We start from the raw sequence: 26,027 nt of genomic DNA on the forward strand, positions 1-26,027 counted from the left end.
AAGATTAAGCGTCAACTAAACCAGTAATTTGCGAAACGCGAGAAAGATCGATATTGCCACCAGAAATAATGCTGACGGTTTTCCGGTTCTGAATATAGCTATCTAACTTCCCGCTTAATAATGCGGCGCAGGCTAACGCCCCGGCGCCTTCAGTAATAACTTTATTGCGCTGAATTAATGCGATCATGCTATTACGGATTTCATCTTCACTAACCAGAACAATATCATCGACGAGTTCGCGAACGATTTCGTAAGTGAGATTTCCCGGACGTGAAACATCGCAGCCATCGGCCAGGGTGCCGGTCGTTCGGTGACTGGTAATCGCGCCGGCGTAATAAGATGCGGCCATACCGTGGACATTTTCTGATTGCACGCCAATAATTCGAATTGTCGGGTTAATCGATTTAATCGCTACCGCGATCCCGGCAATCAGACCACCGCCGCCGATGGGCACAATCACATTATCGACATCATAAAGATCTTCCATGATTTCCAGACCAATGGTCCCCTGCCCGGCAATAACTTTGGCATCGTCATACGGAGGAATAAATATGCGACCTTCCATTTCGACAATTTCGCTGACTTTAGCGATGGTGTCATTGAAGTTGTCACCGTGGAGGATCACCTCCGCCGAATAATCACAGGTGGCGGCGACCTTGGATTTCGGCGCTCCTTTTGGCATCACCACTTTGCCGTCGATTCCCAGCATGGCGCAGGAGAGCGAAACCCCTTGCGCATGGTTGCCGGCGGAACATGCCACCACGCCCTTACGCTTTTCAGCTTCGCTGAGTGAACTGAGTTTGTTAAAGGCGCCGCGGATTTTAAACGACCCGGTGCGTTGCATATTCTCAAACTTGAGGAATATTTCACCTTTACAGCGCTCGCTAAAATAATTAGAGCGCGGCATGCCTGTTTTATAAATCTTTCCTGCCAGTCTTTTCTTTGCTTCGAGGATATCGTCAATGGCAACCGGGAGATCGTATGTAATGTGCATTATAGCCTCTTAACTGGATATCAAATAATAATCCCGTCATGTTTCAAAGCGTATTTATCCCGGCAGGATTATGTTCCCGCCAACGCTACGATTTGAATTATTCAGGGTATAGTTAGCCGGTACCACCGGCTGATAATCAGCGCGATGATATGAATTTATAACCAAGAATAAATCTGTTTAACTAATCAACTTCAATTAATTGTCTTTTTCTGCAACCGCCAGATGCTGAATATTCTTTTGCTAATTCCACCAATACCGAGGCGGCATTTTTAATGCGGTAATTCTTTGACCAAATTGCCGCATAGCGGGCAACGGGTAAGGCTTCGGTAATCGGGATGGTAATAAACTGGTTGGAGCCAAAGGGCGTCGTCATATCGCAAGGAATAACTGTCAGGAAATCAGCATTGAGAACAAGATTATAAATTGTGACGACGGAGTCGGTTTTAACGATGTTTTCACTGTTGATGCCGCTGCGCTGTAGCGTGGTGAGGAGTTCACTGTAGTAACCCATGTTGGTTTGCGGCAACACCCACTGTTCGTTCTGCAACGACGCCAGCGTGGTGGTGCCGGTGCATGTTCGTGACTTGCTGGCCACCAGCACAAACTCCGATTCAAACAGCGGCTCCACGTGCAGATCGTGGAGCTTCATTTCATCACTCAGCGTGCCAATGGCGAAATCAAGCCGCCCGTCGCGAATGGCCGGCAGGAACGAGGAGAGCTGCGCTTCGTACATCGATACCTGGGCTTTAGGAAACACTTTCTTGAACTTGTGAATCATGTCAGACATAAAGGTGAAGCCAATCAGCGACGGAAAACCGAACGAGACGTCGACGACCGTGTTACAGGTCATGCTGTGCATTTCATTGACCATATTTTTCATTTCACGGGTAATGGATTCCGACCAGGACAGCAGCACCTGACCGGTATTGGTCAAGGTGACGCCGGTATTTTTACGCACCACCAGCTCCGTGCCAAAATATGCCTCAATGTCATTAATGATCTTACTCACTACGGGCTGAGTTAATCCTAATTCTTTTGCTGCCGAGCCGATGGAACCGCTTCTGATAACTTCCTGGAAAACGACCAGGTGCTGTGTTTTTGGCAGAGGAATCGTATTCATATCAACCTGCTTTAATTATCTTTTCGACGCGGTGAAGTGTACCAAATGGCGATCGCAGGGTTATGTGAGACCACTCACAAACACCTCTGACAGATATTTCCCTGACCAATCCACACAGAAATAAATACAACAATATCAATGCATTAGTAATTAAATGTCGATTTTTTGCATGATTTTCGTCAAAAAAAGATGCGGGGATAACAATATTTTATGGGGATAACAAAGGTTAATTTTTGAGCTATTTTGAAAGAAGTTAAACATGATATTTCAACCTTCAGCGTGCAATTATTCAGCGATATTGTTATGCAACTGTTAGTGTAAAAAATAAAATATAATGAGAAATCAGGTTTTTCTTTTTTTAAAAATCGTATGGGGTCACACTTTTCGCCCCTGGTTGTTTGTAAAAGTATCTTTCATTCATTATTGCGCAAAATAACAGACACAACGCATTAGCATTTTGCATACAATTTTAACTCTGCATTTTTCATAATTTTTAGCACGTAATTTCTTGATTAAAATCAAATGTAACTTTTCATACGACAAAAACTTTCATCCATAGACGTTTGTGCCATACATCACAAATTCTGAAATCAATATTCTGCGCCTCCCCCTTTCATCGCGCCAAACGGCAGCAGAATCGTCGTTTTCGCCACGCCTGCAGAACAAAAACGCGCCCTGTGCGGCCGGGCCAGATAAAAACTGCGTTCTGGTGGGACAGAATTGAACAGATTCCAACTATGCAATTGCGAATAACGTATTTGCCCTCCCCATAGCCGCTCTGTAATTTGTATTTTATTCGTGCCGCCGTAAAAGCCATAAATTCTCAATAAATTCAGAGTGCTACAATTCCCCATGATCAGATTAGAAAACATTCACAAGACCTATCCCGGCAGCGCGCATGCGGCAATACGCGGCCTTAACCTGATGATTAATAACGGTGAATTCTGCACGTTTGTCGGCCCCAGCGGATGCGGCAAAACCACAATCCTGCGCATGATTAATCAACTCGATAAACCGGACGCCGGCAGCGTTTATGTCCAGGGCGTTAACATCGCGCAGGCCGATATCATTCAGGTGCGGCGTAAAATTGGCTTTGTCATGCAAAGCGCCGCGCTGTTTCCCCATCGTACCGTGGCGCAAAATATCGCCACGGTCCCTCGCCTGCTGGGCTGGCGTAAAGCGCAAATTCGCGCCCGCATCGATGAACTGGTGGACTTAATGTCGCTAGACCGTCATCTGCTGGCGCGCTACCCGCATCAGCTCTCCGGCGGGCAGCAGGGACGCGTCGCCATTGCCCGGGCGTTAGCCGCCGATCCGCCGATTCTGCTGATGGACGAACCCTTCGCCGCCATTGACCCGGTGGTCCGCGAGCGTCTGCAGGATGAGCTATTGCTTATTCAGCAGCGCCTGCATAAGACCATCGTGCTGGTGACGCATGACATCAATGAGGCCATACGGCTGGGAGATAAGATCGCCATCTTCCAGGAGGGGGGCGTGCTGGCGCAGTGTGATACGCCGGACCGGATTCTGGCGCACCCGGCGAGCGAGTTTGTCCAACGCTTTATCGGTCCCGAACCCAACCTGAAACGGCTGGGGATGATTCAGGTCGGCCAGCTACCGCGACATGATGTCACGCTGGTTGACGAAGGTTTATCCCCGATAGCCACCGCGCATCCGACGGTCACCAGCCCGCTGCGGCTGGTGCTGGATAAAGAACGCCGTCCCGTCCACTGGTTCGACCCGGATAAACGCGTCACGCTGCCGATTGTTCAGCCGCTGCAGGCCCTGAATACGCTGCGTTTTGCCTATAGCGCGCTGCTGGATGCGCCGGGGGGCGTGCTGGTGCACGTGGACAGCAATGGTCAATATCAGGGCACCATTTCTCATGCCCTGCTCCAGCATGTGCTGGATGGCCACGTGGAAATTCGCCGCTATGATTGACTGGCAGTGGATGGTTGACAACAAAATCCTGATTGGCGAACTGCTGTGGCAACATACGCAGCTGGTCTGCATCTCGCTGTTTTTTGGCACGCTGTTAACGGGCGCGCTGCTGGTCGTAACGCTACGCTGGCCCGCCACCGCTCAGCCTTTGATTTATCTTTGCGGGGTCATCTTTACTATCCCGTCGCTGGCGTTATTTATTCTGTTACTGCCCTTTACCGGCCTGTCGCTGACGACCTCGGTCATCGGCTTAACCATCTATTCACTGTTGATCCTGCTGCGTAACGTTATCGCCGGAATCGAAAAACTGCCCGCCGCCGTGCTGGAGTCGGCGCGCGCGCTCGGCTACACGCGCCACTACCGGTTTATGGATATTGAGTTACCTCTGCTGGTGCCCTCTCTGTTTGCCGGTCTGCGGATTGCCTCCGTAACGCTGGTGGGGCTGGTCACCGTCACCGCGCTGATTGGCCAGGGCGGTCTGGGGCAATTGCTGCTGGCGGGCTTTAACCAGGATTTTCTCACTCCCATTATTGTCAGCCTGGCATTAAGCCTCGTGCTGTCGTTTTTACTGGACTCGCTGATCGCCCACGTTGGCTATTGGCTTACGCCCTGGGCACGCTAATGGATATATTACTGGCCACCGTCCGCTGGTTTTCACAACCCGAACACTGGTTCGGCGATGCGGGTATTTTACTGCGCCTGCGCGAGCATATTTATTATGTGCTGATCAGCATCGCTTGCTCATCGGCCATCGCTTTGCCGCTGGGTATTGCCCTCGGCTACTGGCGGAAAGGCGCCTTCCTTATTATTAATCTGTTTAATATTGGCCGCGCCATTCCCTCATTAGGGCTTATTTTGCTATGCATTATTTTATTTGGTTTTAATGACGTGCCGGTTTTTGCCGCGCTGGTGGCCATGTCGATCCCCCCCGTGCTGACCAATACCTGGGTCGGTATTTATCATGCCGATCGCCCGCTTTGCGACGCCGCCACCGCGCTGGGAATGACGCCATGGCAAAGCCTGTGGCAACTGCGTATCCCGCTGGCGGCGCCGCTGATTATCGCCGGACTGCGCACCGCGCTGGTACAGCTGATCGCCACCGCCGTGGTCGCCGCCTACGCCGGCCTGGGCGGTCTGGGGCGCTTCCTGATCGACGGTCTTGGTCAGCGCGATATTCCACAGGTTATTGCCGGGTCGCTGGTAGTCTCGCTACTGGCTATCGGCAGTGAACTGCTGTTCAGCTGCTGTAGCCGGAAATGGAGTCATACCGCCATCGCACCAGAGTATTAAACAACAACCATAAATCATCTGCATATAAAGAGGCACTATGAAGCATATATTGGGGTTCCCTGTTAACGCCCGACGGTTCCGTTTATCTCTCCTCGCCGCCGGATTATTCAGCTTGAGTTTTAGTGTGCTGGCAGAAAGCGTAACTATCGGCGGAGCCAATTTTACGGAGAGCTCTATTCTCGCCAATATTTACGCCAGCGCGCTAAAGAAAAAGAATATCGAGGTCAAAACCCGGCTTAATCTCGGCAACCGCGAGATTATTCTGCCGGCGCTAAAGAGCGGCGAGATCGATATTGTGCCGGAATATCTTGGCGCCCTGCTTAACTATTATGACGGGAAAACCCTGGCTACGCGCCAGAGCGACGTGAGCGCCGAGCTGGCGAAAGTATTGCCCGCCGATTTCACGCTGCTTGACCCCTCCCCGGCCACGTCGATTACCGCCTGGGCGGTACGCGCGGACACGGCAAAGAAATACCAGTTGACGAAACTGTCCGATCTTCAGCCTATCGCCCATCAACTGACCATCGGCGGGCCGCCGGAGCTGGCGGTGCGCGCGCTCGGCTTACCGGGGCTCAAGCGCGTCTACGGACTTGAGTTTAAGGCGGTGAAATCGCTGGATATGGGCGGGCCGCTGACTCGTCTGGCGCTGAACTCCGGCAAAATCGACGTCGCCACGGTGGTCTCTACCCAGGGCAATCTGGCCAAAGAGGATTGGGTGGTCTTAGCCGACGATAAGCACGAACAACCCAGCCAGAACGTCGTGCCGCTGGTGCGCAAAGCCAGCCTGTCGGCGAACGTCAGCAGCGTGCTCAATGCGGTCTCCGCCAGACTCGACAATGCGGCGCTGATTGCGCTGAACCAGCAGGTGGATCTTCAGCATAAGGACCCGGCGGCCGTGGCCGAACAATGGGTTAATGCCAACCTGACGACCCCTTAATCATCCGGCCAGGGAGTGGCCATCAGCCAAATGAGCGCGACGATGTCTAAAAACCCGATGATTCTGAATCTGTTCTTCTTCAATCCCCAGGGCGATTATCGCTTCTCCTGGCGTCACCCGCAGGCGCCGGGAAAAGAAATTTTTACCCTTAGTTATTATGCCGAACTGGCCAGGAAAGCCGAGGCGGCCACGCTTGATGCCATTTTTATTGCCGATCATATTGCTATCTGGGATACGGTGCCCAGCGGTCTGACCCACTACGCCAACGCCCGGCTGGAACCCATCACCCTGCTCGCCGCGCTGGCGGCCGTCACCGAGCATATTGGCCTGATGGGGACGGCGTCGACGTCGTATAACGAACCCTACAACCTTGCACGCTACTTTGCCTCGCTCGATTTCCTGAGTAATGGCCGGGCAAGCTGGAATATCGTCACCTCGTGGCTGGAGGAAGAGGCGGCCAATTTCGGTCTCCGGCAGCTGCCCCGGCACGACAACCGCTATCAGCGCGCCGGTGAATTTATTGATGTCGTCACCCGGCTTTGGGACTCCTGGGAAGAGGATGCCGTCCTGTACGACAAAGCGAGCGGTCTGTTTGCCGACAAACAGAAAGTCCATCACCTCGACCATCACGGCGAATTCTTTAACGTTCGCGGACCGCTGAACGTGCCGCGCCCGCCGCAGGGCCATCCGCTGCTGGTACAGGCCGGATCGTCGGAGGCAGGGAAAGAGCTGGCGGCAACCTGGTCAGATATGCACTTCGTGTTTATTAAATCCGTTGCAGAGGGGCTGCGCTATCGCCAGGAGATGAACCAGCGGCTGCTGGCGAAGGGACGCGACCCGGCACACTTCAAAATCATCGCCGGCGTGCTGCCGGTGGTGGTGAACTCCAGTGGCGAAAAAGAGGCCCGTCAGCAGCTCAACAACCGGTTGATGAGCGATCGAATGGCCATCGACCTGCTCTCTTCCTACCTGCGTATGGACCTCTCGACCTGCGCTGTCGACCAACCGCTGCCGCCGCTGCCGGATGAAGAGACGTTTGACGGCATTCGCACCGCGCTGCGGCTGATCCGCGACTACGACCCGGCGCTGACCATACTGGAACTGGGGCGCTTACTGCTGCAAAGCTCCGATAGCTGGCTGCTGATTGGCAGTGCAGAAGAGGTCGCCAACGGGCTTATCGAGATCTGGCGCGCCGGCGCTGCCGATGGATTTAACTTGATGTTCCCGCTATTGCCTGGCGATTTTGACCGTTTTGTCGAGCAGGTGGTGCCGATTCTTCAGCGCAGCGGTGCCATGAAAAAGAGCTATCCGCCGGGTACGCTGCGGGAAAAACTGGGCTTGCCGAAGGCCGATAACCGCTTTGCCCGCTAGCAGGCGGCAACCTACGCGACGCCTTGACCGGAGGAGGTCAACCTTCTCCGGTCTGTCAAAGTTGCGTCACGCCCAGTTGTCGCGCCTCTTCGCGCCACGCCAGCAGTCTGGAATAGGGCTCCCGGGTCACCGGGCTGAAACCGCAGATAAACTGCGCGTCGCAGCGCTCCCGATATTGCGCATCGCTGACCAACTGCCGCAGCGCCGATCGCAAACCGGCCAGGGTTTGCGCTGTCGTTTGCGGCCCGGTAATCAGCGGCAGCCCTGGCGCCGACGGCGTCTGGCCGATAACACACAACCCCTCCAGTACCGCAGGTTCATGGCGCGCCAGCAGCGCCCAGCTAACGCAGTCGATGGCGGCAATATCGCCCGCCCCCTGCTGTAAGCCGAGCAGCGACTGTCGGTGGCTGCCGCTGAAATTGACCCCGGAAAAAAAGCGCCCCTCGTGGGCGAGCGGAGCCACCATTTTCAGTAAGACGTTATAACCTGACTGCGAATCGGGCGAATTGCAGATCGCCCGCCGCCCACGGAAATCGGCGAGCGACCGCGCGTTATCCGCCTTACGGGCCACCAGCAGGCTGCGGTAATCAATCCCTGCACAGCCGGGCGCCGAATAGTGAAAACAGCCCACCGTCTGAACCTCCGGCAGCAGCGTCGCCAGCGGGTAGCCGCAGGTCTGGCTCAGCAGCAGATCCGGCTGACGCCAGTGCGAAAGTAAGTCCGTCGGCGGCGACGATGGTGAACTCACGGCAATGCCTCGGGCGAGCAACAGCTCCCGCACCGCGGCTTCTAACGCCTGGTTCTCCGGCGGGTGAAGCGCGTACATCGGCAAATTCACGCTATGACTCATCACTTTCTCCCGCCTGCTCTCCTGCCCGGGAGGCTTTCCCGATCCCCGGATGGGCGTTCACCGCCACCGCGCTGAAGAAAAAGGCGCGCAGCCACTCACCATAGCCGCGCACCACGAACCCGTGATTACGCTGCTGGTAGCGCTCCCGCTCCAGCAGATAGAGTTTTCTCAGACCGTACCACGGTACGCCGGGCAGATCATGATGCACGGAGTGGTAGTTCAGGTTCAGAAACAGCAGCCGCCACAGCAGCCCGGCCTCATTGATGACCGAGCGCGCCAGCGGGTCGTCAGCGGCCCGATGCTCGAGGAAGGAGCGAATTTTGGTCAGCGCCAGCGCCGGGTAGCTGATGACCACCACGAAATAGAGCGGCGAAAAATCACAGCGTGCCATCCACGTCAGGAGTGCGGCCAGCAATCCGCCGTGAACCAGCCACATGATCATCGCTTTCCCCTGGCGATAGCGAAAGGCGTTCACCGCGCTGGCGAGCGTTTGCACAATATCCAGCAGCGGGGCCAGCAGCAGACGGCCGAAAAACGTATTGCGCAGATGGATCACTTTACGCTGCCAGGGCGAGAAACGGCGCCAGCTTTCGGCGCTAAAATAGTAGGATTCGGGGTCATCCACCGGCAACGTCAGCCGGTCGTTATTGTGGTGCGCCAGATGCGAATCGCGATAAAGCCCGTAGGGATACCACACCGCCAGCGGTAGCGTGCCCAGCAGCTGATTACACCACCGCCAGGGCGTCGGGTGGCCGTGGATCAGCTCATGCTGCAACGACATATACCAGGCGGTAAACCAGATGAGCAGCACGGTCGCCGGGAAAAGCCCCAGCGTCTGCCAGTAGATCAGGGTCATAAACCAGCCGCTGTAGACCGCAATAATTAATAGCCAGGTGGGTAATTCGCTGCGCCACAGCCAGCGGCGGGAAAGCTGGCGAATCAGATCGCGCTGCTGCTGATGCAGATACTTCGACGAGTGCTGTGTCATCACTACCGGTACTCTCTCCGCGTAACTTTTTGCCTCCAGAAGATGAGAGAAAACGCGGAAAATAACAAAGTATTTAAATCACTTAGCTTTGCCAGAAAATGATGATGCGCGCACTTTTCTGCCCGGCGGGATAGCGCCCCCGGCCCCCATGAGACGCCCGCGCCGCCCGCAGGCCGAGAACAGGTATTCCACAGCGTGCGGCGGATAAAAACGGCTATCGTCTCTTGACATAACAGTATAATGTTAACGACCGGATCCCGTCCGAACGCTGCTGAATGCGCCAGCGCTTTTGGCTAATGAGACAGGACCTGAGCTCCGTGTGAAAGCGCGTAAACCGAGCGAATGAGAGCATCGCCCGGTGGGGGCCTGAAACGGCTCGCGGAGTATAAGACCTGAAAATCAACATTCTTTGACTCGCCTGATGCGGTCATTTTACAGGAGTATGCCATGCCATCGTTAAACGTCGCCTTTATCAAAGCTAACTGGCACAGTGACATCGTCAGCCAGGCGCAGAGCGGTTTTCAGCAGGAGCTGGACCGTCAGCAGGTTGATTATTCGCTCGACAGTTGGGATGTCCCTGGCGCATTTGAAATGCCGCTTCTGGCGCAGAAGCTGGCAAAAAGCGGACGCTATGATGCCATCGTGTGCGCCGCGCTGGTGGTCGATGGCGGTATCTATCGCCATGACTTTGTCGCCCAGGCCGTGGTCAGCGGTCTGATGCAGGCCCAGCTGGCCACCGAAGTCCCGATGTTCTCCGTCTCTCTGACGCCGCACAACTTCCAGCCTGCCGACGAGTTCATCGATTTTTACAGCCAGCATTTCATCAAAAAGGGTCAGGAAGCCGCCAGAGCGGTACTGCAGATCCACAACTTGCCGCTGGCGAAAGAGTGAATCAACGCCTTTAACCGTGTGGTCCGCTAACGATGAGCCCCCGCCGGCGGTCCTTTGCGTGGGCTCATCCGCAACGCACGGTGCGGGCGTTGCGGAATTGCGCCGGCGGCCTACTTCATCAATGCCTGAAACTGCGGATTAAACTCATCAAAGATCGGCAGTGCGGCAGCGCCGAGGGCGGCGGTGTCGGTGCCCGTCATCCCCATTTTCACCCGCATTGCCGGGAGATAACGCCCGCGCACCGACTGATACAGCGGCGGCAGGCGGGCCAGCACTTTCTCCAGCAGCGGCGCGGGCATCATGCCGCCGACCACCACCGTTTCCGCATCGAAAACGCATTCCAGCAAATTAATGGCCTGGCGCAGCGACGGTAACGCCGTCTCCACCCAGCGATCGAACAGCGACGCCTCCACCGCCAGCAGGTCCTCGGGCAGCGCCCGGTAGGGGTCGAGACCGCAAAACTCATAGGCCGCCTGCAGAGAAACGTAGCGTTCAAGACAGCCCTGGTTACCGCAGTAACAGGCGCGCCCTCCCGGTTGCACCACGATATGCCCGACCTCTCCGGCGTTGTGGGCGTGGCCGGTATAAATATGGCCGTCGGTGAAGATCCCGGCGCCAAGCCCGGTGCCGATATACAGATAAACAAACGAATTCAGCTGGCGCGCCACCCCGTGGAAGCGCTCGCCGATAGCCGCCACCGTGGCGTCATTCTCCAGGGTGACCGGCAGACCGCTTATCCGCTCCAGCTCCGACGCTACATCCACCCCCTCCCAGCCGTTGAGAGTGGTCGGCCCGGTCGATGAAATGCCCTCCACGCCAAACGGCCCAGGCATCACTACGCCAATGCCCAGCACCCGACTCCAGTCGAGCCCGGGCAGCGCTTTCATCTCCTGTACCACCTCGGCAATGCGGGCAAAGGTGGCACCAGGTTGGGGCTTTTGCACCAGAATGAGCCGGCGGAAATGGATCTCGCCGGTGAGATCCACCAGCACGATGATCAAGGTTTGATGGTCGAGATGGATCCCGATGGACCACGCGCTGGCGGGGTTGAGGCTCACCGGCACCGCCGGCTGACCGCGTCCTGCGGCGCGACGCGGTTCATGGCTGGTGAGCAACCCCATCTGCTGTAGCTCGGCGACAATATTGGAGACCGTTTGCGGCGTCAGCGCGGTAATTCGCGCCAGCTCCGCCCGGGTCAGCGTACCGTGCAGACGCACGGCCTCAATCACCACCCGCCGGTTGTGTACTCGCGCGTGTTCAAGGTTCGTTCCCGAGGTTTTCATTCCGTCCCTTCCTGGTCGCATCATGCTGCAATTCTAGCCAGCGTCACAATTCGCGCAACGACATTCTCCTCCCCCCTTTCGGGTGGCATAAGCTTTGCTACGCTTATGCTAAGGGCCACGAATGACGTTTGGGCCGTATTGTCGCCCCGATTAAATCAATCAAATTGATTTAATAAATCATATCCCTCTTTTCAGTACCGCGGAGAGCAACATGAACGACTACAGTGCATTTCGGGTTAAAGCCGGTCTGCTGGCTATGCTGGTCATCAGCGGGAGTGCGGCGGCGGCCACCCAGGTTAACGCCCTGTTTATGACCCAGGCGGCGTACAGCGAAAATGACATTCGCGCCATGACCGCCGATTTCGAAAAACAAAACCCGGATATCAAAATCAACCTTGAGTTCGTCCCCTACGAAGCGTTGCATGACAAAATCGTTGCCGCACGCGGAGCCGGCGGCAACGGCTACGACGTGGTGCTCTTCGATGCCATCTGGCCTGCCGAATTTAGCCACTTCGATCTCCTGCAGGATGTCTCGGCACGTATTCCCGCCGCCGAACGGGAGAAGGTTTTCCCCGGCGCCATGAATACCGTGGTTTACAAAGGCAAAACGCTGGGCATGCCGTGGATCCTCGACACCAAGTATCTTTACTACAACAAAGCGATGCTGGACAAAGCCGGGATCAAGCAGGTGCCGACCACCTGGCAACAGGTGCTGGACGACGCCAAAATCATCAAGGATAAAGGTATCGTTAAATACCCGCTGGTGTGGAGCTGGTCGCAGGCAGAAGCGCTGGTGTGCGACTACACCACCCTCGTCTCCGGGTTTGGCGGGCAGTTTTATCAGAACGGCAAACTGGACTTTTCCACTCCGGCGTCGTTGAAAGCGGTTACGCTGATGAAACAATCGCTGGATGACGGGTTAAGCAATCCGGCCTCCCGTGAATATCTGGAAGAGGATGTGCGCAAGGCCTTCTCCAACGGCGACGCGGCATTTGCCCTGAACTGGACCTATATGTACAACATGGCCAACGACCCGAAACAAAGTAAGGTAGCGGGCGATGTCGGCATTATGCCGGCCCCTGGCGATACGCCGGACAAACCCGGCGCGGTGAACGGCTCAATGGGGTTAGGCATTGCCAAAGCCAGCCAGCATCCGGAACAGGCGTGGCAGTATATTCACTATCTGACCTCGCAACCGGTGCAGGATAAATATGCGAAGCTGAGCCTGCCGGTGTGGAAATCCTCCTATCAGGACCCGGCGGTGGCGAAAGGTCAGGAGAGCCTGATCGCCGCAGCGGATAAATCGCTGAACGTGATGCTGTCGCGTCCGGAAACCGCGGACTACTCGCGCCTCTCCAACGCCTTACAACAGCAGCTTCAGGCCGTTCTGCAGGGCAAGGCCGCCCCGGATGCCGCGATGCAAGCCGTCGACAAAAGCGCGGCGCGCCTGCGTTAAGGACATTTGATGCTGAGTTTGCAACAACGCGAGCAGCGTCAGGCATGGGTGCTTCTGGCACCCATGCTGATCGTGATGTTTCTGCTGACGGCCTGGCCGCTGGCGCGCACGCTATGGCTGAGCTTTACCGACACCGCGCTGGTGGGCAATGGCGATGTGACGAATTACCTCTGGCTGGATAACTATCTGTATGCGTTAACCGACCCGGATTTTCGCGCCGCCTTCGCCCGCACGCTTTACTTCACCGTGGTCTCTGTCGCCATTGAAGGGGTTATCGGCGTGCTGGTGGCGCTGTTGCTCAATCAGCCATTTGTCGGACGCAATATCCTGCGGGTGCTGGTCATTTTGCCCTGGGCGCTGCCGACTATCGTTAACGCGATGATGTGGCGGCTCAACTTCAACCCGGACTACGGCAGTATTAACGCCTTGCTCAGTCAATGGGGCATTATCGACGGTTACCGCAGCTGGCTGGGGTCGCCGGACTCGGCCCTCAACGCGGTGATGCTGGCGGATATCTGGAAGAACTATCCGCTGGTCACCCTGCTGGTGCTGGCCGCGCTGCAATCCATTCCGGAGGATTTATACGAAGCGGCTCGCCTTGACGGCGCCTCGTCGTGGCGGCGTTTTCGCGCCATTACCTTCCCGGCGATCGCCGCCCCGCTCGGCGTGGCCCTGGTCCTGCGCACCATCGATGCGTTTAAGGTCTTCGATATCATCTACGTAATGACCCGCGGCGGGCCGCTGGACAGTACCCGCACGCTGAGTTTCTTCGTCTACCAGGAGTCCTTTAGCTACCTGCGGGCGGGCAGCGGCGCGGCCTACGCCATCCTGATGACCCTGATGTGCGCCCTGCTGATCGCCCTGTATCTGTTTATGCTGCTGCGTCAGCGCCGCCGGAGCACTCATGATGAAACGTAAACTGCGTATTCTGCTGCGCTACCTGGCGGCCCTGCTGGTGGCGCTGTCGATCCTGGCCCCCATGGCGTGGCTGTTTTTGATGAGCGTCAGCGCCGCGGCCGATCTGACCCGGGTGCCGCTGGAGTGGCTGCCGCGTCAGTGGGACTTCAGCCGCTACGCCCGTCTGCTGTCGCTGCAGCCCGGTGAGCCCGGCGCGCTGTTTCTCCCCGCCCTGCGCAACAGCCTGCTGGTTGCCGCTGGGGCGACGCTGGTGTCGCTGCTGCTGGCGGTGCCCGCCGCCTTCAGCTTCTCGCGCTACCTCGGACGCGACGGCTGGCTGTACGCCGGGCTCGGCATCTATATGGTGCCGCCGGTGGCCTTCGTGCTGCCGCTCTATTTTATTCTCGAACATTTCGGGCTGCTGAATACCCGCAGCGGGCTGGTGCTGGTCTACTGTTCGCTGATTATGCCGTTTCTCACCTGGATGGTGAAAAATCAGTTCGACGCGCTGCCGCAGGATATTGAGCAGGCCGCCCGACTTGACGGTCTGCGGGTCTGGCAGGTGCTACTGCGCATCACCCTTCCACTGGCAAAACCCATGCTGGGGGCGTCGGCGCTGTTCGGCTGGCTGCTGGCCTGGGACGAGTTTTTCTATGCGCTGCTGTTTACCAGCAACATTGCCGCCCAGACGCTGCCGGTCACCATTGCCGGATTCACCGCCGGGCGCGCCACCGACGATGGACTGGTGGCGGCGGTCGGCATCCTCGCCTCGGTCCCGCCGCTGTTTATCGCCATCTGGCTGCAAAAAACGTTGGTCAGCGGTCTCACTCACGGTGGAAGTAAAGGATAACTATGCAAACGCTCACCGCGCCTGTGCTCTATATCGCAGGTAATTACAATATTGATTTAATTATGGGAACCCTCGCACAGTGGCCGACTCCCGGCACCGAGGTGATGCTGGAACACAGCGCGCTGCGCCCCGGCGGTTCAGCGGGTAACTGCGCGCTGGCGGCCGCGGCCATGCAGCTCCCCCACTGCACCGTCGGCTGCCAGGGCGACGACGCCTTTACCGCCTGGCTGGCGGCACAGTTCCCCGGCAGCGCCGAACGCTGGCCGCAGTATCCCTGCGAGACCTCGCTGACGGTGGCGGTGACGCATCCCGACAAAGAGCGTTCGTTTCTCAGCAACTATGGGCATATCACCCGCCTGTCCGCCGACGACATCCTGACTCAGCTCCCGGCCAGGGCGACGCCCGGCGATATTCTGCTGCTCTGCGGCACCTTCTTATGCACCGCGCTGTTGCCGGACTATCCGCGGCTGCTGACGACCCTGCGCGACCGCGGTTTTCAGGTGGCGGTCGATACCGGCTGGCCGCCGCACAACTGGGACAGCGCGCTGCGTGAGGCGACCCACCGCTGGCTCGGCGATTGCGACTGGCTGCTGCTCAATGAAGTCGAAACGCTTGGCCTGGCGAACCAGGACCCTCTGCCGACGGCGGCCCGCGCCCTCGCGGCGCGTCTCAGCGGCCGGGGCGGCTGCATTGTCAAATGCGGCGCCGATGGCGCCTGGTGGTGGACGGCGGAACAGGGGCATCACGCGCCGGTGAAACCGGTTGAGGTCATCGACACCATCGGCGCCGGAGACAGTTTTAATGCCGGGTTTCTTGCCGGTTTGTTAAACGGCCAGTCGGCCTCACAGGCGTTAAGTTGGGGCAACGCCGTGGCCGCTTACGCGATCGGTTCATCCCCACGTCGCTATCCCGACTGGCGAACCTTGCAACACCATATCGAGGAGGTCGACTATGGCCAGCGTTGAACTGCTAAACGTCGCCAAACAGTACGGTAAACAGACGGTGCTGCATCCGCTGGACTTGACCATTCCGGACGGCAGCTTTACGGTGCTGGTAGGGCCATCCGGCTGCGGAAAGTCAACGCTGCTGCGCCTGCTGGCCGGGCTGGAAAGCCTGTCCGCTGGAACGATATTGATGAACAACCGCCCGATCAACGATCTCGATCCCGCGGACCGCGATGTCGCCATGGTTTTTCAGAGCTACGCGCTCTACCCCCATCTGACGGTGGCGGAAAACCTCGCCTTTCATATGCAGGTCAAAAAAGTCGACAAGGCGACACAGAAAAACAAGGTTCAGCACATCGCCAGTATGCTGGGTATCGATAAACTGCTCGGCCGCTATCCGCGAGCGCTCTCCGGCGGCCAGCGTCAGCGCGTGGCTATGGGCCGGGCGATGGTGCGTAATCCGCAGGTTTTTCTGTTCGATGAGCCGCTCTCCAACCTCGATGCCCAGCTGCGCATGGAGCTGCGGGCCGAGATCAAATCCCTGCACCAGCGCTTCAACACCACCATGATTTACGTCACCCACGATCAGGTTGAAGCCATGACGCTTGCCGACCAGATCGTGGTGATGCGCGATGGCGTGATCGTGCAGCAGGGGGCGCCGCTGGAGATTTACGATCGCCCCTGCAACACCTTCGTGGCGCGCTTTATCGGCTCCCCGCCGATGAATCTGCTGGAGGGGCAGATTCAGCAGCGCGATGGCCAGCCCGGCGTGCAGTGCGGCGAACTGTGGCTGGCCCTGCCTGAACGCTGGTATCCGGCGGCGGCACAGCAGGGTCAGGCGCCGGTGATTGTCGGTCTGCGTCCGCAGGATATTCAGCCTGCCGCCGAAGGACTGCCGGGGGTCGTCAATATTGTCGAGGTCACCGGCGAGTCCACGCTGCTGCATCTCGACTGGCAGGGCTTCCCCCTCCATGTCCAGGTCGCCGGGCGTCCCGAAGCGACTATCCGTCAGCCCTTATCGCTGGCGGTACGGCGCGAGAAAATCCATCTTTTCGACGCCGCCAGCGGCGAACGGCTGGCTTCCACGCGCTGAGCCTCGCGGGCGGGTCAGGTCGCCTCCGCCCGCGCGGTGCGCAAACAGCGGCCGTAGCATAGCCCGGCGATGCAGCTGACGCTGGCGCACACGATCAGCGCCCCTCCCAGCGATTGCCCCCATCCCACTGCCGCCAGTCCCAGGCCAATCAGCACATAATAGGCCAGGCCGAAGATAGCCCCGGCGGTTCCCCGACAGTGGCCGTATGCGCCCAGCGCCGTGCCGAGCAGCAGCGGGATCGCCATGGCGTAGGCAAAGGTGATGCCGATCATCGGCAGCAGGAACAGCAGCGTATCCGGCAGGCAAAACACCGCTACGCTGCTCATCAGCTGTATCAGACAGGCGAGCAGCAATATTCCCGCTTCCGCGACGGCTTTGCGCAGCAGCCAGCGATTGAACAGCGCCCCGGCCAACGATCCGACGGCCAACGCGATGCCGCTGTAGCCAAAAATCACGCTCCCCTGACGCAGCTGCGCGAAGATGAACGGCGCCAGGCTGTAATAGCTGAACAGACTGACGTTGAAGGCCGCCACCAGCAGGACCGCCAGCGCCAGCGGCTTATCCGTCGCCATCCGGCGTAAGAGCGGTAAAAATGCGGTGTGAACATGCTGCGACGGGCGAGTCTCCGGCAGTAGCCAGCAGCACAGTAGCAGTAACACCGCGGCCAGCAGCGCGAGGGCCGTCAACACACCGTGCATTCCCCAGCCGGCAACGATTGCTCCGCCGAGGTAGACGCCTGCCGCCGGGCTGACCGCCAGCACGAGGCCCATCACTGAAAAAAGAGCGGCAAGCTGGCGGCCGTTAAAACGGTCGCGAAGGATAGTCTGGCTCACCACCGATCCCGTTGCCGCACCGAACGCCGACAGCATCCTGGCGACCAGCAGTAACGTGAAATCACGCGCCGCCAGCGCCAGCACGCAGCCCAGGGCATAGGCCGCGAGGCCCGCCAGCAGCGCCGGACGCCGGCCATAGCGGTCGCTGAATCGTCCCCAGTACAGCACGCCGATGGCGAAGCCGATAAAGTAAACCGACAGGGTCTGCGTCGCCTCTACCGCGCTGACGGAAAAATAGCGGCTGATATCGGTCAGCGCCGGACTGTAAATCGTCTCCACGATCTGCGGAAACATCAATAATGCGGTAACCAGCACCATGGCCGAACGCCCGAACATCATCACCTCCGATACAATTAAGAGGCGCTATTGTAGGCGGGCGGTGAATCGTACATTATAAACATAATGACTTTTTATATCGGAAATCAGACATCATGGCCTGGCTCGAGGCGAATGCGCTATTTAATCCGGAGGATCTGCATAACAGAGTGATTGGCGTGTGCTCGGCGCTGGGTCAGCATGATTCCGGCAGCCACCTGCACCGGATGGGACAGCTGCTTTTTACCCGTCAGGGCTGCATACGACTGACCCTCAACAACGGCGCGCTGCTGTGCCTGCTGCCGCCCACCCGGGCGGCCTGGATACCGGCCGGCATGGACCACCGTGCGGAGATGAAAAGCATCGTCGACTATCGCTCGGTCTGGTTTCATCCGACCCACTATCCTGCCCTCCCGCGCCATCCGGCGATCCTCAACGTCGGCCCGCTGCTGCGCGAACTGCTGGAGCGAATCGCCGCCAGCCCGTGGGATAGCGACTGGCAGAACGGTATCGGCTGGCACCTCGCCGCGCTTTGCGAGGCGGAAATGTGCAGCGCGGCGCAGGAGCCGATGATGCTCGCCCTGCCTCAGGATAAGCGTCTGGCGCTGCTCGCCGGCGACGCCCTGCCGCCGCTGCTGCAGCAGCTGGCGGTCCGCTGCGGAGCCAGCGAAAAGACCATCAGCCGGATTTTCCGTCGCGATACCGGGATGACTTATCAGCAGTGGCGGCAGCAGTGGCGCCTGATGAAGGCGGTGGAGCTGCTGGCCACCGGGGAGCGCATTACCGATACCGCGCAGGCGCTGGATTTCGCCAGCGACAGCGCCTTTATCTACTTTTTCCGCACCATGACCGGCATGACGCCGGGACGCTATTTCTCACCGCAGACCGCGCCTTAGCGATCGCCGCCCGGCGCATAGGGCGGCAAGGTCTGGAACGTGTTTTGCAATCCTTCCGACCACGCCTTGCGAATGGTGTTGAAGTACGGATCGCTTTCGGTGATGCGATGCTGGCCGGCGCTGCTCAGGCTCCCGCTGCGGTACAGCAGCGTATCCAGCGGCAGGCCAACGGAGAGATTGCTGCGCAGCGTGGAATCAATCGAGATAAGCGCGCAGCACATCGCCTGTTCCAGCGGTGTCTCCCGGCTTAACACCCGATCGATGATCGGTTTGCCGTATTTGCTCTCGCCAATCTGGAAGTACGGGGTATCGCGCGAGGCTTCAATAAAATTGCCTTCCGGATAAATATGGAAAAGGCGATGTGTTTCCCCGGCAATCTGCCCGCCCAGCAGCAGGTTGCAGTTGAAGTTGGTATTGCCGCAGTGCTGCTGATTGCTGCTATCGCGCTGAATCACCTCCTGCAGCGTTTTGCCAATCAGCATCGCCGCGTCATACAGCGAGCTCACCTGCAGCAGATTAGGCTCCTGCTGAGTCGCAATCCGCGTACTCAGCAGGCTTATGACGCTCTGGGTGGTGGCCAGGTTGCCTGCGGACTGCAGCACCAGGACCCGTTCGCCGTCCTCGGCAAACACATGGAGTTTTTTAAAGGTCGCGATATGATCCACTCCCGCATTGGTGCGGGAGTCGGAGGCAAATACCAGTCCATCCGCTAAACACATGGCCACACAGTAGGTCATCGTTCTTTGTTCCTGCCTTTATTGCTGCTGCGCCTGTTGCGAATGCTCGCGCACTTCAGCGTTGGTTAACATTATTTCCCCGCCGCCGCCCAGCCGGGTGCCGCGCACCGGACAGGCATCCAGATAGTCCAGCCCGGTCGCCAGCCGCAGATGCTGGTTGAGGTGACGGGTATTATTGGTGATATCAAAAGATTGCCAGCGTCCGTTCACCCACACCTCTGCCCATGCGTGCATTGCGACATGCTGGGCATTATCGCTGTAAACGTAGCCGCTGACGTAGCGCGCCGGGATCTCCAGCGCGCGACAGCAGGCGAGGAAGACGTGGGTATGATCCTGGCAGACGCCTTTTGCCCTGGCAAAGGCGTCTGCGGCAGAGTCCTGCACCTGCGTGGCTCCCGGTGAGTATGGCATTCTCAGCAGCAGGTCCGCCATCAGTTGATTCAGACTCTCCTCCGGCTCATCGCGGCGATACAGGCGCTGGGCAAATTCGCGAATCCTGTCGTCGGCGCGGGTCAGCGGCGTACAGCGTAAATAGACCAGCGGAGAGAGCAGCTCCTCTTCCGCCACATCGCTCTGTTCGCTGTCCTCGGCAATATCCACGATCCCGCTGGCGCGGATGGCAATCTCTTTGTGGGGATTGTCGAGCGTTAATACATGCAGGACATTTCCCCATGCGTCGGTGGTCGTCACCGCCGCCCCCTCCGGCAAGGTCAGGGTCCAGGAGGTAATGGTTTGCCGTCCGGTGCTGCGCGGCGTCAGGCGCAGGTACTGGGTCGAAAACTTCACTTCTTCATCGTAGCCGTAGCGGGTCAGGTGATCGATGACCAGTTTCATAGCGCCTCCAGATAAGTTTGTCTGATGCTGTCGGACAGAGCATTAATACGCGCCAGCAGTCCGTTGAGGTAACTTTGTAAATCGGCGCCCGCCAGATCGTCGCGGGTGCTGAAGCGCAGATCGACATTCAGCTGATGCGCCAGGCGCAGCGGCAGGTGTGAACGGTCGTTTGCGATATGCTCCAGCTGACCAATCAGATCGGAGATACAGGCTCGCAGGGATCGCGGTACGTCGTTGCGCAAAATCAGCAGCTCCATCACCGTCTCCCGGGTGACCGGCTGGCGAAAGATACTGTTGTAGGCTTCCCGGGCGCTGACCGCGTTAAGCAGGGTGTCCAGCCGGTAGTATTCGCGTACCGAATCCGGATCGCTGCTCAGCTGCTGATCCTTGATCAGCAGCAGTTGCGTGGTGGCGTAGGCCCGTTCAATCAAGGTGCCGATACCGATAAAGCTCAGCGCGTCATTGCGCAGCAGCGTACCCAGCACCGCGCCGCGAAACAGGTGCACCCGCTCCTTCACCCAGTCGAAAAAACCATCGGTGCCCAGTTCGCTAATCCCCCGCTGGCGGAGCTGGCGCAGTTCAATACGTGTAGCGTTGATGCACTCCCACACTTCGGCGGACAGGCTGCCGCGAACCGCATGCGCGTTGTTCCAGGCCATCTCCACGCAGCTGTAAATACTGCAGGGGTTGTTGCCGTCGAGCGCGAAGAAATTAAGCAAATTGCTCATGGTGAAGCGCGCATGTCGCGCCTGAAACAGTTCATGGGTTAAGGACAAATTCAGCGGCAGAGCCAGATCCCGCGACTGCTGGCTGTGACGCGGGATCATCGACAGCTTCCACGTCACATCAAGCACCCGGGCATAGCTTTCCGCGCGCTCCAGGTAGCGCGCCATCCAGAAAAGTTCACTCGCAGTCCGACTCAGCATGATTCACCATCCTCCATCACCCAGGTATCTTTGGTGCCCCCGCCCTGCGATGAGTTCACCACCAGCGAGCCTTCGGTGAGCGCCACCCGCGTCAGTCCGCCCGGCACCAGACGAATCTCCTGGCCGGAGAGGACAAAGGGACGCAAATCGATATGCCTCGGCGACAGCCCTCCCTCCACGAAGGTCGGACAGGTGGACAACGCCAGAGTCTCCTGTCCGATATAGTTAGCCGGATTGGCCAACAGACGCTGGCGAAACATCTCCCGCTCTTCTTTGGTTGAACGCGGCCCCACCAGCATGCCGTATCCCCCGGCGCCATGAACTTCTTTGACCACCATCCTCTCGAGATTCCCCAGCACGTACTGCAAATCCTCCGGCTTGCGACACTGCCAGGTGGGAATATTGTTCAGTATCGGCTGCTCGCCAAGATAGAAGCGGATCATCTCCGGGACGAAGGGGTAGATCGACTTATCGTCCGCCACACCGGTACCAATCGCATTAGCCAGCACCACGCCGCCTGCGCGATACACCGACAGCAGGCCGGGCACGCCGAGCATCGAGTCGGCGCGAAATGCCAGCGGGTCGAGATAGGCGTCATCAACACGCCGGTAAATCACATCCACCCGCCGCGGCCCTTCGGTGGTGCGCATATAGACCGCGCCCGATTTAATAAACAGATCGGCGCTTTCCACCAGCTCAACCCCCATCTGCTGGGCGAGGAAGCTGTGTTCGAAATAGGCGCTGTTAAAACGCCCGGGCGTCATCACCACCACGCAGGGATCGTCCACCGGGGAACTTTCACGCAGGGTTTGCAGCAGGTAGCCCGGATAGCGCTCGACCGGCGCAATATGGTGATTTTCAAACATCTCCGGATAGAGACGCATCATCATTTTGCGGTTTTCCAGCATATACGAGACCCCTGAAGGGGTACGCAGGTTATCCTCCAGCACGTAATACTGGCCGTCGCTGTTGCGCACCATATCGACGCCGGTAATGTGGGCATAGGTATTATTGGGCAGATTGATGCCCTGCATGCAGGGCTGATATTGTTCATTGGCCAGTACCTGCTCCGCCGGAATGAGGCCCGCGCGCAGGATATTTTGCTCGTGGTAGATATCGTACAAAAAGGCGTTCAGCGCTTTGACCCGCTGACGAATACCGCGATCGATCTTTTTCCACTCTCCGCCGGGAATGATGCGCGGGACGCTATCGAATGGAATCAAACGCTCGGTACCTTCATCTTCCCCATACACATTAAACGTGATGCCGATGCGGTGAAAAAGCAGCTCCGCCTGCTCTTTCTTTTGCCGGATAGAGAATTGATCGGTGTTGTGAAACCATTGCCACCAGGCGTTATAGTGGTGACGCTGCTGTCCCTGCGCGGTAAGCATCTCATCATAATAATGCCCGTCAGGAAGCGTTATTTTTATCATGGCCGTCTCCTCCGGTTATACTCACGTTGGGGTAACCCCGCAAAGAGATAAGCATTTATTATGCCAGGTAGCAGAGGGCGTGAGACCAGTGCAATTCCCCGCAATGCGCCGCTTTATTGTGCAAAAAACAATCACCCCGATAGCCGATGCCACGCCGGTTTTGCACCATCATGAAGCAAATATCGCGCGCCTGCGCCATCAGGGTTAGCGCCCGTTCAGCCAGCGCGCGTAATGCTCCGGCCATTCGACGGTCGGCGTACCGGGACGCCCCATGGCAAAACCGTGTCCACCGCGTGCATAGCGATAGAGGCTGACCGGCACCTGATGCTGTCGGCAGGCGGCGGCCATGATCAGGGTGTTATGCGGATCGGACACCGAATCATCCTCCGCCTGGGCCAGAAAACAGGGCGGTGTCTGTGAATTGACGTAGGTCTGCACCGACCAGGCGCGGTCAACCGCTTCCGAGGCATGGGCGCCCGCCAGCATCCGGTGCGTCGCGGTATGGCTATAGGGTGACATCAGCGAAATAATCGGATAAATCAGCGCGGCTTTATCGGCACGAGCCGGATGGTCATCGAGAGCATCCTGCGGCGAATAAGCGGCAAAATCGGCCCGGCAGGCCGCCATACCCAGCAAATGCCCGCCGGCGGAAAACCCCAGCAGGCTGACCTGTTCTTCCCGCGCGCGAATCAACCGCAGCGCCCGCTGGGCGTCCTGCAACGGCGCCAGCGCGCCGGCGCCCCACCCTTCGCCGGGAAGCCGGTAGCTCAGGACGTAGGCGGTATAGCCGCGTGCCGTCAGCCAGCGCGCGGCAGGCCAGGCCTCTTTCGCCATTTCGATGCGCCGGTAGCCGCCCCCGGCGGCAATCAGTACGCCATGACCACGGGGTTGCGCCGGGCGCCACACCGCCAGCTGCGGCCGGACAATATGAGTGAGCGCGCCGCGCGCAGAGAGCCGCGGCGCCCCGGATGGCCCGCCGCCCCCCGGCGGTTCGGCAGGCCATAAGCTGAGCACCTCATCCCGGCGATCGCTGGCCCCGGCACGTGCCGCCGCCCACAGCGATGCCGCGCTTAACAGCAGAAAATGACGTCGATTCACCCGCAGTTCTCCTCAGACTTTAATCGACCGATAACAGCACACCGCGATGACATGGCGATTTCCACGGCTCTGCTTATTGTTTGTCTGCCAGGACAGGCAGGTAAATTGTCTGTTTTCACGCAAAATGTTACCTGCAACACCCCGGATAGCAGATATTCGTCTAAGGTTTTCTGATGGTCAAATGCAGTGGCAAGACCGTCTGAAATGATAAGGAGAATTCCCCATGACGAGATCGGTTTCACGTCGTCCCGCAACGTTGCCTTACGCTTTATCTCTGGCGCTCGGGGGCGCGATCTTCGCTTTATCGACGCTGGCCGCCCAGGCCGTGGAAACCAAACCCGTGCCGCCATCCCCGGATGTGATGCTCGGCCCGCTGTTTAATGATGTGCAAAATGCCCGACTCTTCCCCGACCAGAAAACCTTTGCCGATGCGATCCCCAATAGCGATCCGCTGATGATCCTGGCCGACTATCGCATGCAAAAAAACCAGACCAGCTTCGACCTGCGTCATTTCGTCGAGCTGAATTTCACCCTGCCGAAAGACAATGATCGGTACGTTCCGCCGAAGGGCCAGACGCTGCGTCAGCATATCGACGGCCTGTGGCCAGTGCTGACCCGCAGCACCGTTGAGGTCGAAAAGTGGGACTCTTTGCTGCCGTTGCCCAAACCCTACGTGGTTCCCGGCGGCCGCTTCCGGGAAGTGTATTACTGGGATAGCTACTTCACCATGTTGGGCCTGGCCGAGAGTGGGCACTGGGATAAAGTTGAGGATATGGTGAGCAACTTCGCGGCGGAGATCGATGCCTGGGGCCACATTCCCAATGGGAATCGTAGCTACTATCTGAGCCGCTCACAGCCGCCGTTTTTCTCGTTTATGGTGGAGCTCCTCGCGACCCATGATGGCGATAGGGTGCTGAAAACCTGGCTGCCGCAGATGGAAAAAGAGTACCAGTACTGGATGAAAGGCGCCGATGCGCTGGAGCCGGGAAAAGCCAACCAGCGGGTGGTGCGAATGGAGGATGGCGCGCTGCTGAACCGCTACTGGGATGATAACGATACCCCGCGTCCGGAATCGTGGCTCGATGATGTCACCACCGCGAAAAACAACCCGAATCGCCCGGCGACCGAGATCTATCGCGACCTGCGTTCTGCCGCCGCCTCGGGCTGGGATTTCAGCTCGCGCTGGATGGATGACCCGAAAAAACTGGGGACCATCCGCACCACCAGCATCGTGCCGGTCGATCTCAACGCGCTGATGTTCCACATGGAGAAGACCCTCTCGCGTGCCAGCAAGGCCGCCGGCGACAGCGCCAAAGCGGCGCAGTACGATGCCCTGGCCAACGACCGCCAGAAGGCGCTGGAGAAATATCTGTGGAACGATAAAGCGGGCTGGTACGCCGATTATGACCTCAAGACCCATAAGGTCCGTAATCAGCTCACCGCCGCGGCCCTGTTCCCGCTGTACGTAAACGCCGCTTCCCGCGAGCGAGCGGCGAAGGTCGCTGCGGCGGCAGAATCGCAGCTGCTGAAACCCGGTGGCTTAACCACGACCACCGTGAACAGCGGTCAGCAGTGGGATGCACCGAACGGCTGGGCGCCGCTGCAGTGGGTTGCCGCCCAGGGGCTACAAAACTACGACCAGCAGAAAATTGCGATGGAGGTGAGCTGGCGCTTCCTCAGCAATGTCCAGCATACCTACGACAGTCAACAAAAGCTGGTCGAAAAGTATGATGTCAGCTCGACGGGCACCGGCGGTGGCGGCGGTGAATATCCGCTGCAGGATGGTTTCGGCTGGACCAACGGCGTGACGCTGAAAATGCTGGATCTGGTCTGCCCGAAAGAGAAACCGTGCGATTCACTGCCGGCCTCGCGCCCGATCGGGAATGTGGAAAAATCCGCTGCGGCCGTCAGCACCCAGCCGGCCGCCAACGATGCGCTCGCCGAACCGGATAAAAAACCGGCGCCGTAAACCTCGTACGCGGCGGGCTCACCGCCGCGTTTTTTTCTCCCGCGCGGCTCGCAATCGCGTTAGTCTGCTGTTTTCAGGTCA

Annotated in this window: 25 protein-coding genes; 13 read left to right on the plus strand and 12 right to left on the minus strand. The window is 58.3% G+C overall.

Features of this window, described 5'->3' with window-relative positions:
- Window positions 1–4 precede the first annotated feature (4 nt).
- From tdcB to BV390_RS30470, 3 genes are all read right to left on the minus strand, one after another.
- A complete protein-coding gene (gene tdcB / locus BV390_RS00155) occupies window positions 5–994 on the minus strand; it encodes a bifunctional threonine ammonia-lyase/L-serine ammonia-lyase TdcB (protein ID WP_032687049.1) in 990 nt (329 codons plus the stop codon).
- 181 nt (window positions 995–1,175) lie between these two features.
- Entirely contained in the window at window positions 1,176–2,114 is a 939-nt protein-coding gene (gene tdcA, locus BV390_RS00160; protein ID WP_085396342.1) for a transcriptional regulator TdcA, read from the minus strand.
- Between the two features lie 590 nt (window positions 2,115–2,704).
- Window positions 2,705–2,986 carry a hypothetical protein gene (locus tag BV390_RS30470; RefSeq protein ID WP_127913554.1) on the minus strand — a complete coding sequence of 94 codons (282 nt, stop codon included), beginning with the start codon at window positions 2,984–2,986 and terminating at the stop codon, window positions 2,705–2,707.
- On the opposite strand from BV390_RS30470, the gene BV390_RS00165 reads away from it, so the two are divergent.
- Genes BV390_RS00165 through BV390_RS00185 form a run of 5 tightly spaced genes read left to right on the plus strand, consistent with a single transcriptional unit; the run spans window position 2,967 to window position 7,653 of the window.
- Window positions 2,967–4,055 carry an ABC transporter ATP-binding protein gene (locus BV390_RS00165; RefSeq protein WP_032687047.1) on the plus strand — a complete coding sequence of 363 codons (1,089 nt, stop codon included), beginning with the start codon at window positions 2,967–2,969 and terminating at the stop codon, window positions 4,053–4,055. The genes BV390_RS30470 and BV390_RS00165 overlap by 20 nt on opposite strands.
- On the plus strand, window positions 4,048–4,677 hold the full coding sequence (locus BV390_RS00170; protein ID WP_085396343.1) for an ABC transporter permease: 630 nt from the start codon (window positions 4,048–4,050) through the stop codon (window positions 4,675–4,677). Before BV390_RS00165 ends, BV390_RS00170 begins: the two co-directional genes overlap by 8 nt.
- Window positions 4,677–5,345, plus strand: coding sequence for an ABC transporter permease (locus tag BV390_RS00175; RefSeq protein ID WP_032687044.1), 669 nt, complete (start codon window positions 4,677–4,679; stop codon window positions 5,343–5,345). Before BV390_RS00170 ends, BV390_RS00175 begins: the two co-directional genes overlap by 1 nt.
- A gap of 37 nt (window positions 5,346–5,382) precedes the next feature.
- Complete coding sequence (locus BV390_RS00180; protein WP_032695244.1) at window positions 5,383–6,282, plus strand: ABC transporter substrate-binding protein; 900 nt, start codon at window positions 5,383–5,385, stop codon at window positions 6,280–6,282.
- 42 nt (window positions 6,283–6,324) lie between these two features.
- Window positions 6,325–7,653 (plus strand): LLM class flavin-dependent oxidoreductase, encoded by a 1,329-nt coding sequence (locus BV390_RS00185; RefSeq protein ID WP_032687042.1) that lies wholly within the window; start codon window positions 6,325–6,327, stop codon window positions 7,651–7,653.
- Window positions 7,654–7,708: 55 nt separating this feature from the next.
- Here BV390_RS00185 and BV390_RS00190 read toward each other — a convergent pair whose 3' ends face one another.
- Window positions 7,709–8,503 (minus strand): phosphate/phosphite/phosphonate ABC transporter substrate-binding protein, encoded by a 795-nt coding sequence (locus BV390_RS00190; RefSeq protein WP_085396344.1) that lies wholly within the window; start codon window positions 8,501–8,503, stop codon window positions 7,709–7,711.
- Window positions 8,493–9,491: a fatty acid desaturase gene (locus tag BV390_RS00195; RefSeq protein ID WP_032687040.1), complete on the minus strand. Its 999-nt coding sequence runs from the start codon at window positions 9,489–9,491 to the stop codon at window positions 8,493–8,495. The genes BV390_RS00190 and BV390_RS00195 overlap by 11 nt, the downstream gene beginning before the upstream one ends.
- 447 nt (window positions 9,492–9,938) lie before the next feature.
- On the opposite strand from BV390_RS00195, the gene BV390_RS00200 reads away from it, so the two are divergent.
- A complete protein-coding gene (locus BV390_RS00200; protein ID WP_032695247.1) occupies window positions 9,939–10,382 on the plus strand; it encodes a 6,7-dimethyl-8-ribityllumazine synthase in 444 nt (147 codons plus the stop codon).
- Between the two features lie 110 nt (window positions 10,383–10,492).
- On the opposite strand, the gene BV390_RS00205 is transcribed toward BV390_RS00200, so the two are convergent.
- Window positions 10,493–11,665: an ROK family transcriptional regulator gene (locus BV390_RS00205; protein ID WP_032695249.1), complete on the minus strand. Its 1,173-nt coding sequence runs from the start codon at window positions 11,663–11,665 to the stop codon at window positions 10,493–10,495.
- 211 nt (window positions 11,666–11,876) lie between these two features.
- On the opposite strand from BV390_RS00205, the gene BV390_RS00210 reads away from it, so the two are divergent.
- The 5 genes from BV390_RS00210 to BV390_RS00230 are packed head-to-tail and all read left to right on the plus strand — an operon-like array spanning window position 11,877 to window position 16,905.
- Window positions 11,877–13,121, plus strand: a complete 1,245-nt coding sequence (locus tag BV390_RS00210) for an extracellular solute-binding protein (RefSeq protein ID WP_032687036.1) — start codon at window positions 11,877–11,879, stop codon at window positions 13,119–13,121.
- Window positions 13,122–13,130: 9 nt separating this feature from the next.
- Window positions 13,131–14,039: a carbohydrate ABC transporter permease gene (locus BV390_RS00215; RefSeq protein ID WP_064793240.1), complete on the plus strand. Its 909-nt coding sequence runs from the start codon at window positions 13,131–13,133 to the stop codon at window positions 14,037–14,039.
- Window positions 14,029–14,868: a carbohydrate ABC transporter permease gene (locus BV390_RS00220; RefSeq protein ID WP_085396481.1), complete on the plus strand. Its 840-nt coding sequence runs from the start codon at window positions 14,029–14,031 to the stop codon at window positions 14,866–14,868. The genes BV390_RS00215 and BV390_RS00220 overlap by 11 nt, the downstream gene beginning before the upstream one ends.
- Before the next feature lie 2 nt (window positions 14,869–14,870).
- Window positions 14,871–15,833, plus strand: a complete 963-nt coding sequence (locus BV390_RS00225) for a carbohydrate kinase family protein (protein ID WP_085396345.1) — start codon at window positions 14,871–14,873, stop codon at window positions 15,831–15,833.
- Window positions 15,820–16,905, plus strand: a complete 1,086-nt coding sequence (locus BV390_RS00230) for an ABC transporter ATP-binding protein (protein WP_085396346.1) — start codon at window positions 15,820–15,822, stop codon at window positions 16,903–16,905. The genes BV390_RS00225 and BV390_RS00230 overlap by 14 nt, the downstream gene beginning before the upstream one ends.
- A gap of 14 nt (window positions 16,906–16,919) precedes the next feature.
- Here BV390_RS00230 and BV390_RS00235 read toward each other — a convergent pair whose 3' ends face one another.
- On the minus strand, window positions 16,920–18,074 hold the full coding sequence (locus BV390_RS00235; RefSeq protein ID WP_032687344.1) for an MFS transporter: 1,155 nt from the start codon (window positions 18,072–18,074) through the stop codon (window positions 16,920–16,922).
- 95 nt (window positions 18,075–18,169) lie between these two features.
- Here BV390_RS00235 and BV390_RS00240 point away from each other — a divergent pair, with 95 nt between their 5' ends.
- Window positions 18,170–18,949, plus strand: coding sequence for an AraC family transcriptional regulator (locus tag BV390_RS00240; protein WP_046852224.1), 780 nt, complete (start codon window positions 18,170–18,172; stop codon window positions 18,947–18,949).
- Here BV390_RS00240 and BV390_RS00245 read toward each other — a convergent pair.
- The 5 genes from BV390_RS00245 to BV390_RS00265 form a co-directional block, all read right to left on the minus strand.
- Window positions 18,946–19,686 (minus strand): proteasome-type protease, encoded by a 741-nt coding sequence (locus tag BV390_RS00245; RefSeq protein WP_032687032.1) that lies wholly within the window; start codon window positions 19,684–19,686, stop codon window positions 18,946–18,948. The two genes, BV390_RS00240 and BV390_RS00245, sit on opposite strands and share 4 nt — an antisense overlap.
- Window positions 19,687–19,704: 18 nt before the next feature.
- On the minus strand, window positions 19,705–20,520 hold the full coding sequence (locus tag BV390_RS00250) for a transglutaminase family protein (RefSeq protein WP_032687031.1): 816 nt from the start codon (window positions 20,518–20,520) through the stop codon (window positions 19,705–19,707).
- On the minus strand, window positions 20,517–21,446 hold the full coding sequence (locus tag BV390_RS00255) for an alpha-E domain-containing protein (protein WP_032687030.1): 930 nt from the start codon (window positions 21,444–21,446) through the stop codon (window positions 20,517–20,519). Before BV390_RS00255 ends, BV390_RS00250 begins: the two co-directional genes overlap by 4 nt.
- Complete coding sequence (locus BV390_RS00260; RefSeq protein WP_004863765.1) at window positions 21,440–22,879, minus strand: circularly permuted type 2 ATP-grasp protein; 1,440 nt, start codon at window positions 22,877–22,879, stop codon at window positions 21,440–21,442. The genes BV390_RS00255 and BV390_RS00260 overlap by 7 nt, the downstream gene beginning before the upstream one ends.
- Before the next feature lie 204 nt (window positions 22,880–23,083).
- On the minus strand, window positions 23,084–23,977 hold the full coding sequence (locus BV390_RS00265) for an alpha/beta hydrolase (protein ID WP_032695254.1): 894 nt from the start codon (window positions 23,975–23,977) through the stop codon (window positions 23,084–23,086).
- 223 nt (window positions 23,978–24,200) lie between these two features.
- Between BV390_RS00265 and BV390_RS00270 the strand changes: the two genes are divergently transcribed.
- On the plus strand, window positions 24,201–25,946 hold the full coding sequence (locus tag BV390_RS00270) for an alpha,alpha-trehalase (protein WP_085396347.1): 1,746 nt from the start codon (window positions 24,201–24,203) through the stop codon (window positions 25,944–25,946).
- The last annotated feature ends 81 nt before the right edge of the window (window positions 25,947–26,027 follow it).

Origin of the sequence: Klebsiella sp. YJ (genome assembly GCF_002108615.1) — a bacterium.
Taxonomy (GTDB): Bacteria; Pseudomonadota; Gammaproteobacteria; order Enterobacterales; family Enterobacteriaceae; genus Klebsiella; species Klebsiella planticola.

Coding starts and splice junctions, on each gene's coding strand:
- BV390_RS00260 (WP_004863765.1), bottom strand. CDS start 22,879: ATGATAAAAATAACGCTTCCTGACGGGCATTATTATGATGAGATGCTT.
- BV390_RS00210 (WP_032687036.1), top strand. CDS start 11,877: ATGAACGACTACAGTGCATTTCGGGTTAAAGCCGGTCTGCTGGCTATG.
- BV390_RS00195 (WP_032687040.1), bottom strand. CDS start 9,491: ATGACACAGCACTCGTCGAAGTATCTGCATCAGCAGCAGCGCGATCTG.
- BV390_RS00185 (WP_032687042.1), top strand. CDS start 6,325: ATGTCTAAAAACCCGATGATTCTGAATCTGTTCTTCTTCAATCCCCAG.
- BV390_RS00205 (WP_032695249.1), bottom strand. CDS start 11,665: ATGAAAACCTCGGGAACGAACCTTGAACACGCGCGAGTACACAACCGG.
- BV390_RS00230 (WP_085396346.1), top strand. CDS start 15,820: ATGGCCAGCGTTGAACTGCTAAACGTCGCCAAACAGTACGGTAAACAG.
- BV390_RS00245 (WP_032687032.1), bottom strand. CDS start 19,686: ATGACCTACTGTGTGGCCATGTGTTTAGCGGATGGACTGGTATTTGCC.
- BV390_RS00180 (WP_032695244.1), top strand. CDS start 5,383: ATGAAGCATATATTGGGGTTCCCTGTTAACGCCCGACGGTTCCGTTTA.
- BV390_RS00240 (WP_046852224.1), top strand. CDS start 18,170: ATGGCCTGGCTCGAGGCGAATGCGCTATTTAATCCGGAGGATCTGCAT.
- tdcB (WP_032687049.1), bottom strand. CDS start 994: ATGCACATTACATACGATCTCCCGGTTGCCATTGACGATATCCTCGAA.
- BV390_RS00225 (WP_085396345.1), top strand. CDS start 14,871: ATGCAAACGCTCACCGCGCCTGTGCTCTATATCGCAGGTAATTACAAT.
- BV390_RS00255 (WP_032687030.1), bottom strand. CDS start 21,446: ATGCTGAGTCGGACTGCGAGTGAACTTTTCTGGATGGCGCGCTACCTG.
- BV390_RS00235 (WP_032687344.1), bottom strand. CDS start 18,074: ATGTTCGGGCGTTCGGCCATGGTGCTGGTTACCGCATTATTGATGTTT.
- BV390_RS00250 (WP_032687031.1), bottom strand. CDS start 20,520: ATGAAACTGGTCATCGATCACCTGACCCGCTACGGCTACGATGAAGAA.
- tdcA (WP_085396342.1), bottom strand. CDS start 2,114: ATGAATACGATTCCTCTGCCAAAAACACAGCACCTGGTCGTTTTCCAG.
- BV390_RS00220 (WP_085396481.1), top strand. CDS start 14,029: ATGAAACGTAAACTGCGTATTCTGCTGCGCTACCTGGCGGCCCTGCTG.
- BV390_RS00215 (WP_064793240.1), top strand. CDS start 13,131: ATGCTGAGTTTGCAACAACGCGAGCAGCGTCAGGCATGGGTGCTTCTG.
- BV390_RS00170 (WP_085396343.1), top strand. CDS start 4,048: ATGATTGACTGGCAGTGGATGGTTGACAACAAAATCCTGATTGGCGAA.
- BV390_RS00200 (WP_032695247.1), top strand. CDS start 9,939: ATGCCATCGTTAAACGTCGCCTTTATCAAAGCTAACTGGCACAGTGAC.
- BV390_RS30470 (WP_127913554.1), bottom strand. CDS start 2,986: ATGTTTTCTAATCTGATCATGGGGAATTGTAGCACTCTGAATTTATTG.
- BV390_RS00190 (WP_085396344.1), bottom strand. CDS start 8,503: ATGAGTCATAGCGTGAATTTGCCGATGTACGCGCTTCACCCGCCGGAG.
- BV390_RS00175 (WP_032687044.1), top strand. CDS start 4,677: ATGGATATATTACTGGCCACCGTCCGCTGGTTTTCACAACCCGAACAC.
- BV390_RS00165 (WP_032687047.1), top strand. CDS start 2,967: ATGATCAGATTAGAAAACATTCACAAGACCTATCCCGGCAGCGCGCAT.
- BV390_RS00270 (WP_085396347.1), top strand. CDS start 24,201: ATGACGAGATCGGTTTCACGTCGTCCCGCAACGTTGCCTTACGCTTTA.